Raw genomic sequence first — 14,354 nt, 5'->3', positions numbered from 1 at the left:
GCCGCAGGGACCCACGGGTACGACCAAACAATGAATCTCAGTGACACGTTCCGACCGCTGGAAGAGTTAGCGGCGCTCGATCCGGTGAGTGACCTGATCCAACGGCGCTGGCGAAAGATCCTCGACGGCCGCGCAGCCGGGACGATACTCCGCGGCGAGTGGCTCGGGCATGCCGCGCATCCGGCGCTGGTCGCCGTTCCGATCGGTGCGTGGACCGGAGCGATCGTGCTCGACCGCAGCGGCGAACCGAGGGCGGCACGGCGAATGATCGGCCTCGGCTTGGCGTCGCTCCCGGCGGTCATCACGACCGGGTGGGCCGACTGGTCGACGCTGGACGGACGGCAGCGCCGAGTGGGACTCGTGCATGCAGCAACGAATGCTGCTGGAGTTGCGTTGTTCCTCACGTCCTACCTTCGTCGCAGAACTGGCGCCGACGAGACGTCGCGGTGGCTCGGTCTTCTTGGTTGGAGCGCGGTCGGGCTCGGTGGCGCGATCGGTGGGCACTTGGTCTTCAACCAGGGCGCGCGCGTTGCGCAGCGGCCGAATACCGCGGAGGCGGTTGTCGAATACAACGTGGCGTGAACGTGCTTCAATCCTTCTTTCCGTCACTGTGACGTAAAGAGGCTTGCCGGATGCGTGGGAGCACCAGTGCCTTGCCGGCGAAGCTACCGTCGTCGAACGTGCGATGGCGACGATCGCACGGCTAGTGCCCGAGAGTGATCTATGAACCATGGCGGGTGGACCGAACCACGCACGACAGCTCGGAATGCGTGGCCGGTGATGATGTGCGTAGACGTCGCGTGCGTTCCGGATCGCTTGGATCGAATCCCCTGGTCAGGTAAATACCGATAATCGACACTATGTTAAGTAGTAGCTTGGTTATTCGCAGAAGCCCAGCACCGGCACGAGAATCCGGATCACCCAGCCGAACCGCCACTCGCTGACATTCTCTTCGATGGCCATGCCGCGTCTCATCGTCGCGAAGAACATGAATTTGCTTCTTTATTGTGTCTGCTTCGCTGGTGAGCCCTCTATCGTCGGTCCATGACCACTCGACTGAACCCCTACCTCAGCTTCGCGGGTGATGCCTCGGCCGCCCTGGCGTTCTACCAGGGCGTGTTCGGCGGCGATCTCACGATCAACCACTTCGGCGACTTCGGCACCGACGACCACGGCATGGGAGACCAGGTCATGCACGGTCAGCTGGAAACAGCGTCTGGCCTCACGCTGATGGCCGCCGACATGCTGCCGGGCGAGACGTTGCGGCCCGGGAACAACCTCGCGGTCAGCCTCGGCGGGGACGACGCCGAGGAGCTGCGCGGCTACTGGCAGGCGCTGTCGGACGGAGGGACCGTGACGGTCGAGCTGGCCACCCAGCCGTGGGGCGACGAGTTCGGGATGTGCGTCGACCGGTTCGGGACCTCGTGGCTGGTCAACATTGCCGGGGGCGGCTGACCTACCCGATCCGCGCTGCGCCCGGTCGGCGATGCCGCAGCCGGCGGCAGTCCCCTTCCGCTCGAACCTCGTCACCGGCCGCTCGGCCCAGCGATCGACCACGCCACCCTCGAAGGCCCGGCTCGGCATCGAACACCCGCACCATCTGCTCGGCGTAGTCGGCCCAGTCGGTGGCCAGCCGCCACACGCCCCCCCCGGACGGAGGCGACTCGCCGCGAGGGCCGCGAAGGGTGGGGTGACCAGCCGGCCCCCCGATCGAGCGGATCGCGGCCGACGTACGTCGGATCGAAGGTCGCGACCTGAAACTCTCCAAGTCCTGCTCGGCGCAGCATTTAGCTAGCCTGTAAGAAGGACCATGTATCCGTGATTGTTGCGACGACTGCTGGAATCTGCCCCGTAGACAGTGACGGAAGCGCCCGCTTCGTCGCACGGTCGGCACCAACGCGCGGTTCGGGTTTCGGCACATTGGGTGATTGGCACCCTACTTCGTAGCCGAAAAAGTGGAGATTGAAGCCGCACACGAGATTCTTCGTCGCGGACACGAATCGATAGAACGCGTCGCCCGTCGTGGCCGTTCCGAACAGCGCGAATCAGAAAACTCATCACTTCGCACTATTGGGTATCGACTTGCGACAAGGCTGCGCCGGCGGGCACAGAACTAATGTGCCGAGGTACCGGTAGCGAGGACGGCACGCCTCTTCAGATTCAACATGGACCGGATCAACTGAACAACGATGCCGGCGGTCCACACGATGGCCAGAGCCACGCCTACTCCGAGTACGTAGTTTCGGTCCAGCACCGTCGGGTTCGGCAGCGACTTCTCCCGCGGGAGCACTGGAATTGCGAGCACCATCAGAACCACCGAAAGAAATCCGCACACTGATACCCACACCGGCAGACGCCGCAGGACCAAAAACCACACCGCCAGACAGATCGGCGCGAATACGCCATCGTGCAGCGCAATTCCACCGCCGAACCAAATCGCCGCCGACAACAGGTCGGCAATCGGTCGATCCAGCGCTGACATCACGCCGAAGGCGATCGCGCCGACTCCCACGAGACCGAGCAGTCCGCGCAAAACCACAGTTCGGTCCAACTCGGCACGACGCCTCGCGATTCCCACTGACATCACAACACCTCGATCCGAGACAGCCACTTGGTTTGCAGGACGCCTGGTCTAGCGGGTGCAATCAAGCGACAGGGATACCCGTGGTCGAGATCGAGAACCTTTCCGTTCAACCGCAATGCCACCAACGTGATCGGGTCATCGGCGAAGTTCGCCGGCAATGTCGTCGAACGATACAGACCGCCACGTTCGAGGGAGGTCACCCGGACGTCGCGTCCGCGGGGTGCGCCAACCGAGTCGAGCAACGAACGGATCGGCACACCCTCCCAGTTGGCAGACGCACTCCAGCCCTCGACGCACGCTATCGGGAGACTTGCCTTGGTCTGCGCCATCGTCTGAAGTTCAATTCGGGTGAATGCCCGCGCGACGTCACCGCTGACCACAGCCAGTTGATAATCCGACGCCTGCGCAGTGTCGGTGACTCCGGCCGCGATCGCAGTTCTGTTCACTGGCAGGTCCTGTGGGCCCTCGCCACTGCGCGGAGCGATTACCGAGACTTTCCGCAATGCTGGAATCGACTGGCCGGCCACGGCAACCGCCGCAACTCCCGCACCGATCCATGCGGTCCGAAGGACGGTCCGCCGCCGGGAATCGGTTTGACGCTCGCCCAGCGCGTCGCGGATGATCGGGATCTTGACCGCAATGTGGATCAGCAACGCGCCCACCGCAACCCAGGCCACGGCGTAGTGAATCGGCGGAAAGAAGAATCCCCAGGGATACCACTGGGCGGCATTCTGGATGCCGGTCACGAGTTCGAAGATCATCGCCCCGACGAGTATCGCGATACTGCCGCGCTCGGCGGCATGTACCGGAGACTTGATGATGGGCCGCTCGAACAACTTAGGGAACACTGACCAGAGCTTGACGAGCAACAACGGAACACTCGCCACGCCGGTGATGACGTGTGCGCCCTGGGTGACCCGGTACAGCCACACCGGATGCGCGGGCCAATAAAACCAGCCCGGCGGATTCTGAATCCAATGCGACAGCAGCCCCGTGGTGAAACACACCGCAATGGCGATGCCTAGGACCGTCCCCACGCGCGAAGCAATCGCGGGACCCCGGACTGTAGTACTCATGCTGCACGCTCCAGAACTGCAAGATGTCGTCCGGAATCGGACAACTGATCGACCACGCTCAAGCCGGACTTGGCTGCGAGCTCGCGGGCAGCGTCGAGTCCGGCGCGCGCCCACGGAAACCACGGACTCGCGACGGTACTGGTCTCGAGGCGAATCGCCCGGACGCCGCAGGCCACACCGGGTGAGTCGAACTCGACCATTGCGGTGCCGTTGGGGCCGAGCAACTCGCTGACGCGGTTCAGCAGCCGGTAGGGGTTGGCCCCTATACCGATGTTGCCGTCCATCAACAACACGTGATGCCAGCGGCCATCACCCGGCAACTCCCCGAAGAGGTCTCGGTGTAGGACCGTGCCCCCGCGGTTCCGCGCAAGGTTCACGGCCAGCCGCGACGAATCGACACCGAGTGCCGGAGTCCCCCGCGCACTCAGCCACGCGACGAATCGGCCCGGTCCGCAGCCCAGATCAATCGTCGGACCGGTGCACAAGCCCAGCACTGACGAGTCGAAGGGGCCGATTAGCTGACCGCTCCACACGTCGACCGGCAATCGATCCATCGACCCGTCCGCGCCCCGTATCCACACCGGTTCACCGCTGAGCGCCCGCTCGTACACCTCGATCGTCTGTACCTGATGCACGGTCACGCCCCGTTCACTAACGAGCCGCGAGGTGCGAATGTGAAAGTCGGCACTGCTTGTCCCATGGTCCGAACGTTAGGACCGGCGGCCCAAGTTTGACCCCTCCAATCCGCTGACTAAACCATGACGTCATCGGCGCGGGTCCCATGACCTGCGTCAATGGCTTCGCGAGCCCTATAACGTCGGAAACATGACGGATGGAGCTAGCCAGGCACCACCCCGCAACCGGACGCGGGCGGACTACCTGTTCGCCGCATTTGGATTGGGGTTGGTTGCGGCGGCGGCAGCAGTTGGCCTCGTCGGCGGCAAACACTTCCGCGACAAGAACTACGTCCACGCTGCCCCTATCTTCGGCGACTGGCTGCCGCATGTCGGCTGGGGAACGGTTCCCGCAGTCCTTCTTGCGGTTGCAGTCGTTCTGTGGGGACCGGATATCGCCCAGAGGTTGCGGTGGCGGCATCTAATGCCAGCCGCCTGGGCCGGTTACCTTGCCTGGACGGTGAGCCTTGTTTTCGTCGATTCGTCGCAACGCGGGTTCGGTGCGCCGTTTGCCGACCCGAACGAATACCTCCACGACATCCCGCGTATCACGAGCATGGGGGAAGCGCTGCGGGAGTTCAGCAGCCGAATTCTCGACTTCCAACCGGAGTCGTGGACAACCCACGTATCGGGTCACCCACCAGGCGCCTTCCTCACGTTTGTCGTCCTCGACCGACTGGGCTTGTCCGGTACATCATGGGCCGGCGTGTTTGTCGTCCTCACGGGCAGCACAGCGGTGATGGCTGTCTTGGTGACCTTCCGCGCTCTCGGTGACGAGTCGTGGGCACGCGCCGCTGTGCCGTTTCTCGTACTCTCGCCGCTCGCCATTTGGGTAGGTACGTCCGCGGATGGTTGGTTCATGGCTGTCACTGCGTGGGGAATCGCCCTACTCGCAGTTGCCGCTACCTCTGGCCGCTTGGTGGCCGGGCTGGGCGCTGGCGTTCTGCTCGGCTTCGGGATTTATCTGAACTACGGGTTGGTCCTGATGGGCATTCCGGCCGTCGCGGTGTTGTGGTCGACCCGGAACTGGCGACCGATCGTCCCGGCCGTTGTCGGTGCCCTAGCTGTGGCGGCAGCGTTTACATGCAGTGGCTTCTGGTGGTTAGACGGGATGAATCTCGTCGTCGAACGCTATTACCAAGGCATCGCGACCCGCCGTCCGTTCAGCTATTGGGTGTGGGCGAACCTGGCCGCCACGGTGTGCGTGGTCGGTGTGGGCGCGGTGGGCGGCCTTCACCGACTACGCCCGAAGGGCGCCGGACTACTGCCGATTGCCGCTGGTGTGGCGATCCTCGGCGCCGATCTGAGTGCGTTGTCCAAAGCCGAAACGGAGCGAATCTGGCTCTCGTTCACGGTATGGCTGCTGCTCGCCGTCGCGTTGCTACCCAAACCACGCAGGTGGCTCGTCGCGCAGGCCGTCGGCGCATTGTTGATCAATCATCTCCTGCTGACCCATTGGTGACCGGATATGATCGTTCTCCCCGATCGTCGGGGTGAGCACCCCCACGACCAGCGCGCTCGCGGCAGAACTAGCGGCGAGACTTGGAGGTCACCGCAGACGCCATTGCGCGATGGGGGCAGCCGTACCGCCGGGCTTGACCGCGAGAATCTGGTCCACACCCATCCGGCCTTGTGCGAACGCGAGTGATCCACCGATGAGGTAGAGACGCCACACGCGGGCAACTTGTTCCCCGACCAAGTCCACGACCTGGTCCCAGTTGGTGTTGAACGTGTCGTACCACGCATCTGCCGTGCGTGCGTAATGCTCGCGCAGTGCGTGGACGTCCCGCACCTCGAGGCCGGCATCTTCGATCATGGCGACGGTCTCCCCGACCGGTCGCATGTGCATGTCCGGTGCGATGAACGCTTCGACGAACGGGCCCCCGCCGGGCTTGTTTCGCCGGGACATCTGCTGGATGAGGACCCGTCCGCCGGGTGTGAGCAGTTCCGCGATCCGGCTGGTGAACATCGGATAGTTCCCGGCGCCGACGTGCTCGCCCATTTCGATCGCGGTGATCGAGTTGAACTGGCCGCCCGGAATGTCGCGGTAGTCCTGTCGTCGTACCTCTACACGGTCGCCAAGTCCACGCCTGGCCACTTGTGCGGCGACATATTGGTATTGCTGTTCCGACAAGGTGACCGCCAGGACCTTTGCTCCGTAGCGCTGTGCGGCGTGCAGGGTCAGCGATCCCCAGCCGCAGCCGATATCGAGATGGCGAGTGCCGGGGCGTAGTCCGAGCTTGTCGCAGATGAGGTCGAATTTGTCGGCTTGTGCGTCAGCCAGGGTGTAGCCAGGGGCGTCCGAGCGCCAGTATGCACAGGAGTAGGCCATCGACTCGTCGAGGATGAGCGCATAGAACTCGTTAGACAGGTCGTAGTGGTGGGCGATCGCGGCGGCATCACGCCGTTTGCTGTGCAAGCGGCCGCGAAGGTTTGCTTGGCTGTCAGGTGCGGCGGGGCGTGGTCCGATGACGCGCCATCTGGCCAGTGCGGCCAGACCGCGGACGATCTGGACCGGTGACACTCCTTGTTTGCCGGTCGAGGTGTCGCGGGCCCGGCGGATGAGGCGCAGACTCGCACGCAGGTCGCTGTCGCAGTCGATCTCCCCGAGGACATAGGCCTGGGCGAGTGCGAGCTCCGGGGATGCCCAGAGCAGCCGTCGCAGCGCCTGGCGGTCGCGGATGGTCAGCAACGGCGCCACGGCGGGACCTACCACAGATCCGTCCCAGGCTTGGATGCGGAGGGGCAGACAACCGCCGAAGCTGGGCGCGACCAGGGCAGCAATTTTACCTGCCGCGGAGATGGGTACGGGCTTGGGCGTCGTTGTCGTCATGTGCTGGACTCCAAGAGGTACTGCTGGGCGTTGAGGTAGCCGGACGCGAAACCGGCACGGGCGTAGCAGAGGTAGAAGCGCCACATCGCACCGAACGTATCGTCGAGACCGAGCGCTGCGCGCGTGTCCCGGCTGGACGCGAAGCGCTGGTCCCACCGGCGAAGCGTGGTTGCCTAGTGTGAACCAAAGCCGGACGCCGTGGTGCGGATATGGAGAGCCAGGCTGAGCCCGCAAAGTGGGAGTAGCCGGACGATGCCGTTTTCGGTGGGCGACCCAGACAGGTCAGCGGCCTGCGACCGCGCCCCGGCGTACGTCCGCCTTGTTGGACGTGACGACGTTGGGGCGTTCGAGAGTGTGGAAGCCCGGCTGGCCGGTCTCAAGTGTTGACCAGCCGGGCACCGCCAAACTGCTTAGGTCGGGGATGACTAGGCAGCCGGCGGCATGAGGACGGTGTCGATCATGTACACCGTGGCGTTGGCGGTGTGGACACCACCGCAGACCACACCCGAGTTGCCGTTGACCTCGAGCGTGCTGACAGGGCCGGCGACCTTGAGCTTGCCGCCCTGCACTGTGGCGTGTTCACCGGCGACCTGGTTGGGCGTGAGCTGTCCGGCAACCACGTGGTAGGTCAGGATCTTGGTCAGCAGGTCCGAGTCGGTCTTGAGCTTGTCGATCGTGGCCGCGGGAAGCTTGGCGAACGCATCGTCGGTCGGTGCGAACACTGTGAACTGACCGTTGTTGAGCGTGTCGATGAGATTGACGTTGGGGTTGAGCTTGCCCGACAGCGCCTTGGTGAGGGTCGTCAGGATCGGGTTGTTGGACGCAGCGACGGTGACCGGGTCCTGGGCCATGCCAGCCACCGAGCCCGAACCAGACGGGACTTTCTTCGCGTAGTCGCCGCAACCGGGGCCGACCAGGTCAGCGGCCGGATCGGCCACCGCGGTCGTGGTTACCGCGGCCTTCGACGTGTCGGTGGTCGAGCCGTTGTTGCTCGAGCACGCCGTCAACCCGACGGCGGATACGGTGGCGATGCCGGCGAGGAAGAGGGCGCCGTTTCTACGAATTGGCATGAGATGAACTCCTTGTCGTGGGACTTGCGTCGCATCGCCTCGCGATGTCACAAGTGGGATGTCCTGAGGGGTTCGGTGCCCCGATGCGGGCGGATGGGTCCAATGGCCAATCTCTTAACGGACCTGCTGACCAAGCACGATGCCCACGGACGGCTACGCCGCGGTGCCGATCAGGTTCATTGCGCGGCGGTGGGCATTGGCGGCGAGTGTGCGTTCACGCTCTTGATCACATCCGCCCTCGACCGCCAATTGCTCGTGTAGTCGAGCCTTGGCCTCTAGCCAGCCAGCGACTTCTTCGTTGCTCGCTCCGACCGTCGGGCGGGACATTGACAAGGTCGCCATTTCGATCAGCACGTTCATTGCCATTCCCTCCGGGCCAGAAGCGACACTGCAACGCACGTGCCACGCCGAGGTTTGTGAATCAGCGTATTAACGGTGGTCCGGGCGTTACTCAGTGCGATCGGACGTGAAGGAGGATGATCACCCAGCGGAGGCGCCGCCTCATCGGAGGTGGCGTGAGTTCTCGTGCGCAGGGTCCGGGCGGGGGCGTATGGCTCGGTTCCCATTCCGATGACGACGGTTTGATGCTCCATGACTGGCCCAACTTCTGGGTCGCAACGTTTCGCGACTCTCTACCCGCAAGTTCGGAGCGAGCACCGCAGCGGATGGAACAGAGTCAACATTGGTTCGAAACAAGTGTGAAAACCCGGCTGGTTCAGCGGCAGTCGCCGCAGCCGGACTGCACTGGCCGGGGGCGTCGTCGGCTGCACAGCGCATTACCCAGCCGACGTGGCCCCGGACCGTCGCGTGCTTATCGGCAACGTCCGGCCCGCCGTCAACTGGCCCCGCGGGGACGGCTGTCAGCGTGCGGTGAATACCCTGCTGGGCCAGCCCGTGGCACCGTCGGGCATCGGCTCGGCGCGCTGCTCGGTTTGGGTCGCCCCGGTGGAATCGGTGGCACGTGCCCGGACGGTGTGGTTCCCGGGACCAAGGTCCCACGTGATGCGCCACTGACGCCACGTGTCGTTGCTGTAGCTGCCGGCCAGCTCGGCTACCCGCCAGTCGCTGCCGTCGACCTGGACCTCGACTTTGGTAATGCCCCGTGTCTGGGCCCATGCCAGCCCCGCGATCACCACGGCACCGCTATCGACGGTGGCGAACGATGCCGGGACGTCGACACGGGCCGCGGTTTTGATCGGAGCCTTGGCAGACCAGCCCCGGGTCGTCCAGTAGCCGTTTGCGCGGTCGAAGCGAGTCACCTCCAGGTCGATGACCCATTTAGTGGCCGACACATAGCCATACAGCCCCGGGACGATCAATCGAGCGGGGTAACCATGCTCGATCGGCAATGGTTCGCCGTTCATCGCCACGGCCAGCAAAGCGTCGCGATCATCGGTCAACACCTCGACCGGGGTGCCTGCGGAGAATCCGTCGGAACTGCTCGACAGCACCATGTCGGCACTCTTTTGCACACCGGCTTCAGCGAGCAGATCCCTGATCAGGTAGCCGGTCCAGCGCGCCGTCCCCAGCAGGTTTCCGCCGATCGGATTGGAGACACACGTCAGAGTGATGATTCGCTCGACAGCTTCGCGGCGACGGAGGTCAGCAAAATTCAGGACGAGCTGCCGGTCGACCATGCCATGAATACGCAGCTCCCAATCGGCCTCGGCGACCGCAGGAATCGTGAGGGCAGTGTCGACACGGTAGAAGTCCCGGTTCGCGGTGACGAACGGCGTGATCCCGGGTACATCGAGTGTGACTGCCGGCACGACGGGTTTCGCGGGTCGCAACGGCGTGGGAACGAGGAACCGCGCACGATCGGCGGCAACCGAAAGGATCTTGTCAGTGATGATCTTCCCGGCCGCAAACGCGGCCGCCGCCGCTGCGGTAGCGATGGCGAAGAACTTGACGAAGTCGCGGCGAGATTCCCCAAGCGTCGGAGAGGTGCTCGGTTGCGAGCGGGAGTATCGCGTCAGCAATCGAAGTGTTGCGATGCCCGCGACCACACCCGCGACGGTAGGTACGACGTATCCGATGCCCGCGCCCGGACGTACCAGGGCCGCAGCGGCCACGCCCAGACCTAGGAGCGCGAACAGGGTTGTCCCGATGGGTCGGCGGCCCTCAAGCCGGCCAGCGAGCAGGCCGAATATGAAGATACCGACGCCGATGCTCGAGAACAGGATCAGCTTGTCGTTGCTCCCGAAGTTGCTGATGATCGCTTCACGCACCGCCGGCGGAGTGAGATCGATGATCGTGTTGCCCACGACCAGCAGCGGTGACGACAGTGGAGTGATCAGTACAGAGACCAGTTGGCCCACCGCAAGAACCATCGCCGCGGCCACGACACCGCCGGCCGAGCCAGCCAATAATTGGGTTCGGGGAACATGCGCCCGCGTAGATTCAGCGGCCACGGCGACCTCGCTCGGGGCTAGTTGGATATGCGACTACCTCTTTAGTTCGATGCCGACGCATGCGCGGATGGGTCAGGCAACTCGTGTCGAGGACCCATCCATTGCCGCTACGTCTCCGAACTCTGGGTGTTCAATTACTCGTCCCCGGAGAAGCTCATGTCGGCCGCCTTGCAAGTCTCGGTTCTGTCGCTGATGAGCGACCATGGACCCGACTTCGCCGACGGTGACTATCCCGAGCACGGGCCCTCCTGTGAGGCGCCCGACGACTTAAGGGTGCGTAGGCGCGAGGTCGAGGCCAAAAACTTGGCCGCACTTGTACTTCGATGTGCCGGTGGTGACCGGGGTTCCTTTGCAGCGCTCTATGACGCCACCAATGCCCGCATCTACGGCATGGTTCTGCGTATCCTCCGGAACCCCGCCTTCAGCGAAGAAACAATGCAGGAGATCTACCTAGAAATCTGGAATTCTGCTGGCCAGTTCGACCCATCCCGCGGGTCGCCGATGGCGTGGATGGCCACGCTGGCGCACCGGCGTGCAATCGACCGCGTCCGGTCTGAGCAGGCTAGCCGCACCCGTGACTCGACCTACCACGCACAATCGCGGACCACCGACCACGATGTCGTCGCCGAGACAGTTGCAGACTCGATGGAAGCTGCTGTCGTTGTGCGGTGCCTGGAAACGCTCACGCTCAAACAACGCGAAGCCATCAATATCGCGTACTACCAGGGGCTGTCCTATCGCGAGGTCGCCGATCAGCTCCGTACCTCGCTTCCCACGATCAAGTCCCGTATCCGCGACGGCTTGATCGGACTTCAGAAATGCTTGGGCGTGACACGATGACTTCACACGGGGACCCCGACAGCCCGTCCAACCTGCTCGACCTCGCCTATCTCTATGCTATCGACGCCATCGACAACGACGAGAGACTCGCCACCGAGCATCGACTGCCACACGCTGACACCTCGACCAAGCAGGCGTTCGAGCAGATCGTTCGCGACGTTCACGAAACCATGGCACTAGTCACTACGGCCGAAGCAAGAAGACCGCGTCCCCAGCTGCGCACCTCGATCCTGTCCGCGATCAATCGCCAACAAACCGGACAACGGGAAAGCAATCACTGGGTTCGCAGGGTCGCTCTCAGCGTGGCCGCGGTATTCGCGCTTCTTGTCGGGTCCGGTATTGCGATCAACCTCTACGCTCACCGGCCGGTCCCGGACACCATCGCCGGTGCTGTCCAAACCGCAGCCGATCGACGCGACATCACAGTCGAACTAACCGGCGGCGGAACAATGACCGTCACCTACTCGCCCAAACTCGGGCAGGGAGTCGTGGCGCTCAACGGTGTCGCGCAAGCCCCTGATGGGCGGACCTACCAGCTGTGGCTGCTCAAGTCCGGCGCTCATCCAGCGGGCCTACCCAAACCCGGCACACCCACGACGATGACAGGGCTGACTGCCGGTTCAGCGGTCGCTATCACCATCGAAGCAGCCGGCGGCGCGCCACAACCCTCCATGACCCCACTGGCCGTTGCGACTCTGGCTGCCTAACTTTGTCCGCTGAGTGCGGCCTTCTTAGTGCGCTGTCGCGGGGCATGCAGCCGAGGCCGCGGTTTGCGGTCTAGTCCCGAACCGCCAGGCTAAATTGCATGACATCGATGAATCCATCGCGAAACAGCTCGGCACAGCCGGTCAAGTAGCGCATATACGTGTCGTAGGTCCCTTCAGACGCGATACGGATCGCGTCGTCCCTGCGCTCCCGCAATGCTGCCGCCCAGCAATCGAGTGTCCTCGCGTAGTGCGGCCGCAGAGGTTGGATGCGCCCAACACTGAATCCGCTCTCCTCCGCCATCGTGATGACTCGATGTGGAGTTGGCAGTTCCCCTCCTGGGAAGATCTCGGTGGCGATAAAGCGCGCAAAGGCGAAGAATTCACGGTCGAGTTTGAGGCCCTTGGCGCGGATGACGTCGCGTTCGTTCAGGACGATGGTTTGCAGCAACATTCGTCCGTGCGGTGCCAAGATTGTGCGGCAGCGATCGAAGAAGGCCTTATGCCGGTCGTACCGGAAGTGCTCGAATGCTCCGATCGAGACGATCCGATCGACCGGTTCGTCAAACTCCTCCCAGCCCTGCAGTCGAACCTCGCTGCCCCAAGCATTCGGACTGGCAGCGAGCAGGCCCTCCACATGGTCTTTCTGATTCCGGCTCAAGGTCAGACCGGTGACGTGGGCACCGTACTTGTCGATGGCCCGGAGCGTCGTGGAACCCCAGCCGCACCCGATGTCGAGCAGTCTCATTCCAGGCGTGAGATCGCATTTGTCGAGAGCAAGATCGACTTTGGCGCGTTGCGCCCGCGCGAGTGTGTAACCCTCGTTTTCGAAGAAGGCGCAACTGTAGGTTCGGCTCTCGTCGAGGAAGAGAGCGAAGAATTCGTCGGACAAGTCGTAGTGCGCTTGGACGTTTTCGTAGTGCGGGGTGAGTTCGGACACGAAGACTCCAGTCGTTGAATGTCGCAGGGGGCACTTTGTGTTCGGGGCAACTGTCCACGTGGATTGGAAGCACTCGGCGACGTGTACGTCGTGCATCAAGTCCGGTACCGGTTCCGCGGCTGGAATTCACCTGAACTGCCGGCGCTCAGTGACGTGCATCAGGCGATGCGCGCACACCCCGACATCCCGATCGTCCTCCTTGGGCACTCGATGGGCGGCCGGGTCGCCGCCCACATCAGCGCACGAATGGAGGTACCCGGAATCGTCGCGCTTGCTCCCCGGTGGCCCGACCGGGACGGTCGCAACGACGAAAGTGGCACGATCTCGTGTGCGAATCCGTCAACGAAATATTCGCCGCGTACCATTATTCGGTCCAAACAAAATGCACAGGACCCCGTTAGGCGACAACCGAGAGGCGCTCGACAAAACGTCGCTTGGTAGAAATCTCTGTGCGACCTTGCCTTGCGAACTTCACGTCAGGGGAAAGTCGCCGAGATGAGGATCACGGCAAGCAATCCGGTCCACCCCTCGCCGCCGAACAGCATGCGTAAATGCACGATAATGCTGGATTTGAGGAGCAAGACATGACTCAGGGGACCCGTCAGTTTCTGACGATGGCTGTGCGCCTTGCGGCAGCACTATGCGTGCCCACGTTCGGATGGCTTTGGCTCATTGTGTCGCAACTGTAGTTTTGGAGCTCCGACAGAAAGAGCCACAGCGTAGCGGTATTGATTACGGTGACCCGCCCCGCCTGCCTGGTCGGTGGTAGAGAGCAGCCCAACTGTGGGTGTCGATGCTCGACTCGTCGAACTAGGTCAGTCCGACGCGGCTCGCGTGACTTCATTGGAAGTCGATTGGCTGCTGGGTCGGCGGTGGACCGCCCGCATTGTCATGGTCATGCTCGAACACGACGGCACGATGCGCTTCACCGAACTCATCGACGCCGTACCCGGGTTATCGAAACGCCTCCTGACCGAGCGTCTCACCGAACTTGAGACCGCCGGACTCGTCGACCGCCACGTACCACAGAGCGACCAGTCGCCGTCAGCTACGCACTAACACCAACCGGAGCGGCACTAGAGGCCACCTTCCGAGAACTCCGCGCCTGAACGGAGATCCGGTTCGGCCGTGAAGATCAACGCCGAGGTGACCTCGTCGGCCTCGCGGGCGATCTGCCGGAATACCGCGACCTGCAGGGCTTGGACTAGTAGCACTAGTCCGA

At 63.4% G+C, this 14,354-nt stretch carries 17 protein-coding genes; 7 read left to right on the top strand and 10 right to left on the bottom strand.

The features are described 5' to 3' along the window. The first annotated feature begins 30 nt into the window (after positions 1-30). Positions 31-582: a DUF2231 domain-containing protein gene (locus tag F600_RS0118335; RefSeq protein ID WP_018162100.1), complete on the top strand. Its 552-nt coding sequence runs from the start codon at positions 31-33 to the stop codon at positions 580-582. A gap of 462 nt (positions 583-1,044) precedes the next feature. Then, entirely contained in the window at positions 1,045-1,455 is a 411-nt protein-coding gene (locus F600_RS0118325) for a VOC family protein (protein ID WP_018162098.1), read from the top strand. A 1-nt stretch (position 1,456) separates the two neighbouring features. Here the strand turns inward: F600_RS0118325 and F600_RS0118320 are convergent, their stop codons facing one another. From F600_RS0118320 to F600_RS0118305, 4 genes are all read right to left on the bottom strand, one after another. Continuing rightward, positions 1,457-1,642 (bottom strand): hypothetical protein, encoded by a 186-nt coding sequence (locus F600_RS0118320; RefSeq protein ID WP_026306682.1) that lies wholly within the window; start codon positions 1,640-1,642, stop codon positions 1,457-1,459. A 471-nt stretch (positions 1,643-2,113) separates the two neighbouring features. Beyond that, on the bottom strand, positions 2,114-2,584 hold the full coding sequence (locus F600_RS28900) for a hypothetical protein (protein ID WP_018162097.1): 471 nt from the start codon (positions 2,582-2,584) through the stop codon (positions 2,114-2,116). Further along, positions 2,584-3,660: a molybdopterin-dependent oxidoreductase gene (locus F600_RS0118310; protein WP_026306681.1), complete on the bottom strand. Its 1,077-nt coding sequence runs from the start codon at positions 3,658-3,660 to the stop codon at positions 2,584-2,586. The genes F600_RS28900 and F600_RS0118310 overlap by 1 nt, the downstream gene beginning before the upstream one ends. Further along, a complete protein-coding gene (locus F600_RS0118305) occupies positions 3,657-4,301 on the bottom strand; it encodes a methyltransferase domain-containing protein (protein ID WP_018162095.1) in 645 nt (214 codons plus the stop codon). The genes F600_RS0118310 and F600_RS0118305 overlap by 4 nt, the downstream gene beginning before the upstream one ends. Before the next feature lie 184 nt (positions 4,302-4,485). On the opposite strand from F600_RS0118305, the gene F600_RS0118300 reads away from it, so the two are divergent. Beyond that, positions 4,486-5,796, top strand: a complete 1,311-nt coding sequence (locus F600_RS0118300; protein WP_026306680.1) for a hypothetical protein — start codon at positions 4,486-4,488, stop codon at positions 5,794-5,796. 87 nt (positions 5,797-5,883) lie between these two features. Here F600_RS0118300 and F600_RS0118295 read toward each other — a convergent pair whose 3' ends face one another. From F600_RS0118295 to F600_RS0118275, 4 genes are all read right to left on the bottom strand, one after another. After that, complete coding sequence (locus F600_RS0118295) at positions 5,884-7,167, bottom strand: SAM-dependent methyltransferase (protein ID WP_026306679.1); 1,284 nt, start codon at positions 7,165-7,167, stop codon at positions 5,884-5,886. Between the two features lie 425 nt (positions 7,168-7,592). Further along, on the bottom strand, positions 7,593-8,237 hold the full coding sequence (locus tag F600_RS0118285) for a fasciclin domain-containing protein (protein WP_018162091.1): 645 nt from the start codon (positions 8,235-8,237) through the stop codon (positions 7,593-7,595). A gap of 153 nt (positions 8,238-8,390) precedes the next feature. Beyond that, positions 8,391-8,597 (bottom strand): hypothetical protein, encoded by a 207-nt coding sequence (locus F600_RS0118280; protein ID WP_026306678.1) that lies wholly within the window; start codon positions 8,595-8,597, stop codon positions 8,391-8,393. A gap of 500 nt (positions 8,598-9,097) precedes the next feature. After that, positions 9,098-10,567, bottom strand: coding sequence for a molybdopterin-dependent oxidoreductase (locus F600_RS0118275; protein ID WP_060934607.1), 1,470 nt, complete (start codon positions 10,565-10,567; stop codon positions 9,098-9,100). Between the two features lie 237 nt (positions 10,568-10,804). Between F600_RS0118275 and sigK the strand changes: the two genes are divergently transcribed. Beyond that, a complete protein-coding gene (sigK, locus tag F600_RS0118270) occupies positions 10,805-11,488 on the top strand; it encodes an ECF RNA polymerase sigma factor SigK (protein ID WP_245541565.1) in 684 nt (227 codons plus the stop codon). Further along, positions 11,485-12,195 carry an anti-sigma factor gene (locus F600_RS0118265; protein ID WP_018162087.1) on the top strand — a complete coding sequence of 237 codons (711 nt, stop codon included), beginning with the start codon at positions 11,485-11,487 and terminating at the stop codon, positions 12,193-12,195. Before sigK ends, F600_RS0118265 begins: the two co-directional genes overlap by 4 nt. 70 nt (positions 12,196-12,265) lie before the next feature. Here the strand turns inward: F600_RS0118265 and F600_RS0118260 are convergent, their stop codons facing one another. Then, complete coding sequence (locus tag F600_RS0118260) at positions 12,266-13,132, bottom strand: cyclopropane mycolic acid synthase family methyltransferase (protein ID WP_018162086.1); 867 nt, start codon at positions 13,130-13,132, stop codon at positions 12,266-12,268. An 18-nt stretch (positions 13,133-13,150) separates the two neighbouring features. On the opposite strand from F600_RS0118260, the gene F600_RS31285 reads away from it, so the two are divergent. After that, positions 13,151-13,573, top strand: a complete 423-nt coding sequence (locus F600_RS31285; RefSeq protein ID WP_081628911.1) for an alpha/beta fold hydrolase — start codon at positions 13,151-13,153, stop codon at positions 13,571-13,573. Positions 13,574-13,966: 393 nt separating this feature from the next. After that, positions 13,967-14,191 (top strand): winged helix-turn-helix transcriptional regulator, encoded by a 225-nt coding sequence (locus F600_RS28895; protein ID WP_156024670.1) that lies wholly within the window; start codon positions 13,967-13,969, stop codon positions 14,189-14,191. 17 nt (positions 14,192-14,208) lie between these two features. Here F600_RS28895 and F600_RS31705 read toward each other — a convergent pair whose 3' ends face one another. Next, positions 14,209-14,346, bottom strand: coding sequence for a hypothetical protein (locus tag F600_RS31705; protein WP_018162084.1), 138 nt, complete (start codon positions 14,344-14,346; stop codon positions 14,209-14,211). Positions 14,347-14,354: the final 8 nt, after the last annotated feature.

It is taken from the genome of Smaragdicoccus niigatensis DSM 44881 = NBRC 103563 (genome assembly GCF_000380645.1).
Classification (GTDB): domain Bacteria; phylum Actinomycetota; class Actinomycetes; order Mycobacteriales; family Mycobacteriaceae; genus Smaragdicoccus; species Smaragdicoccus niigatensis.
This window is presented reverse-complemented; position numbering and strand designations above follow the sequence as displayed.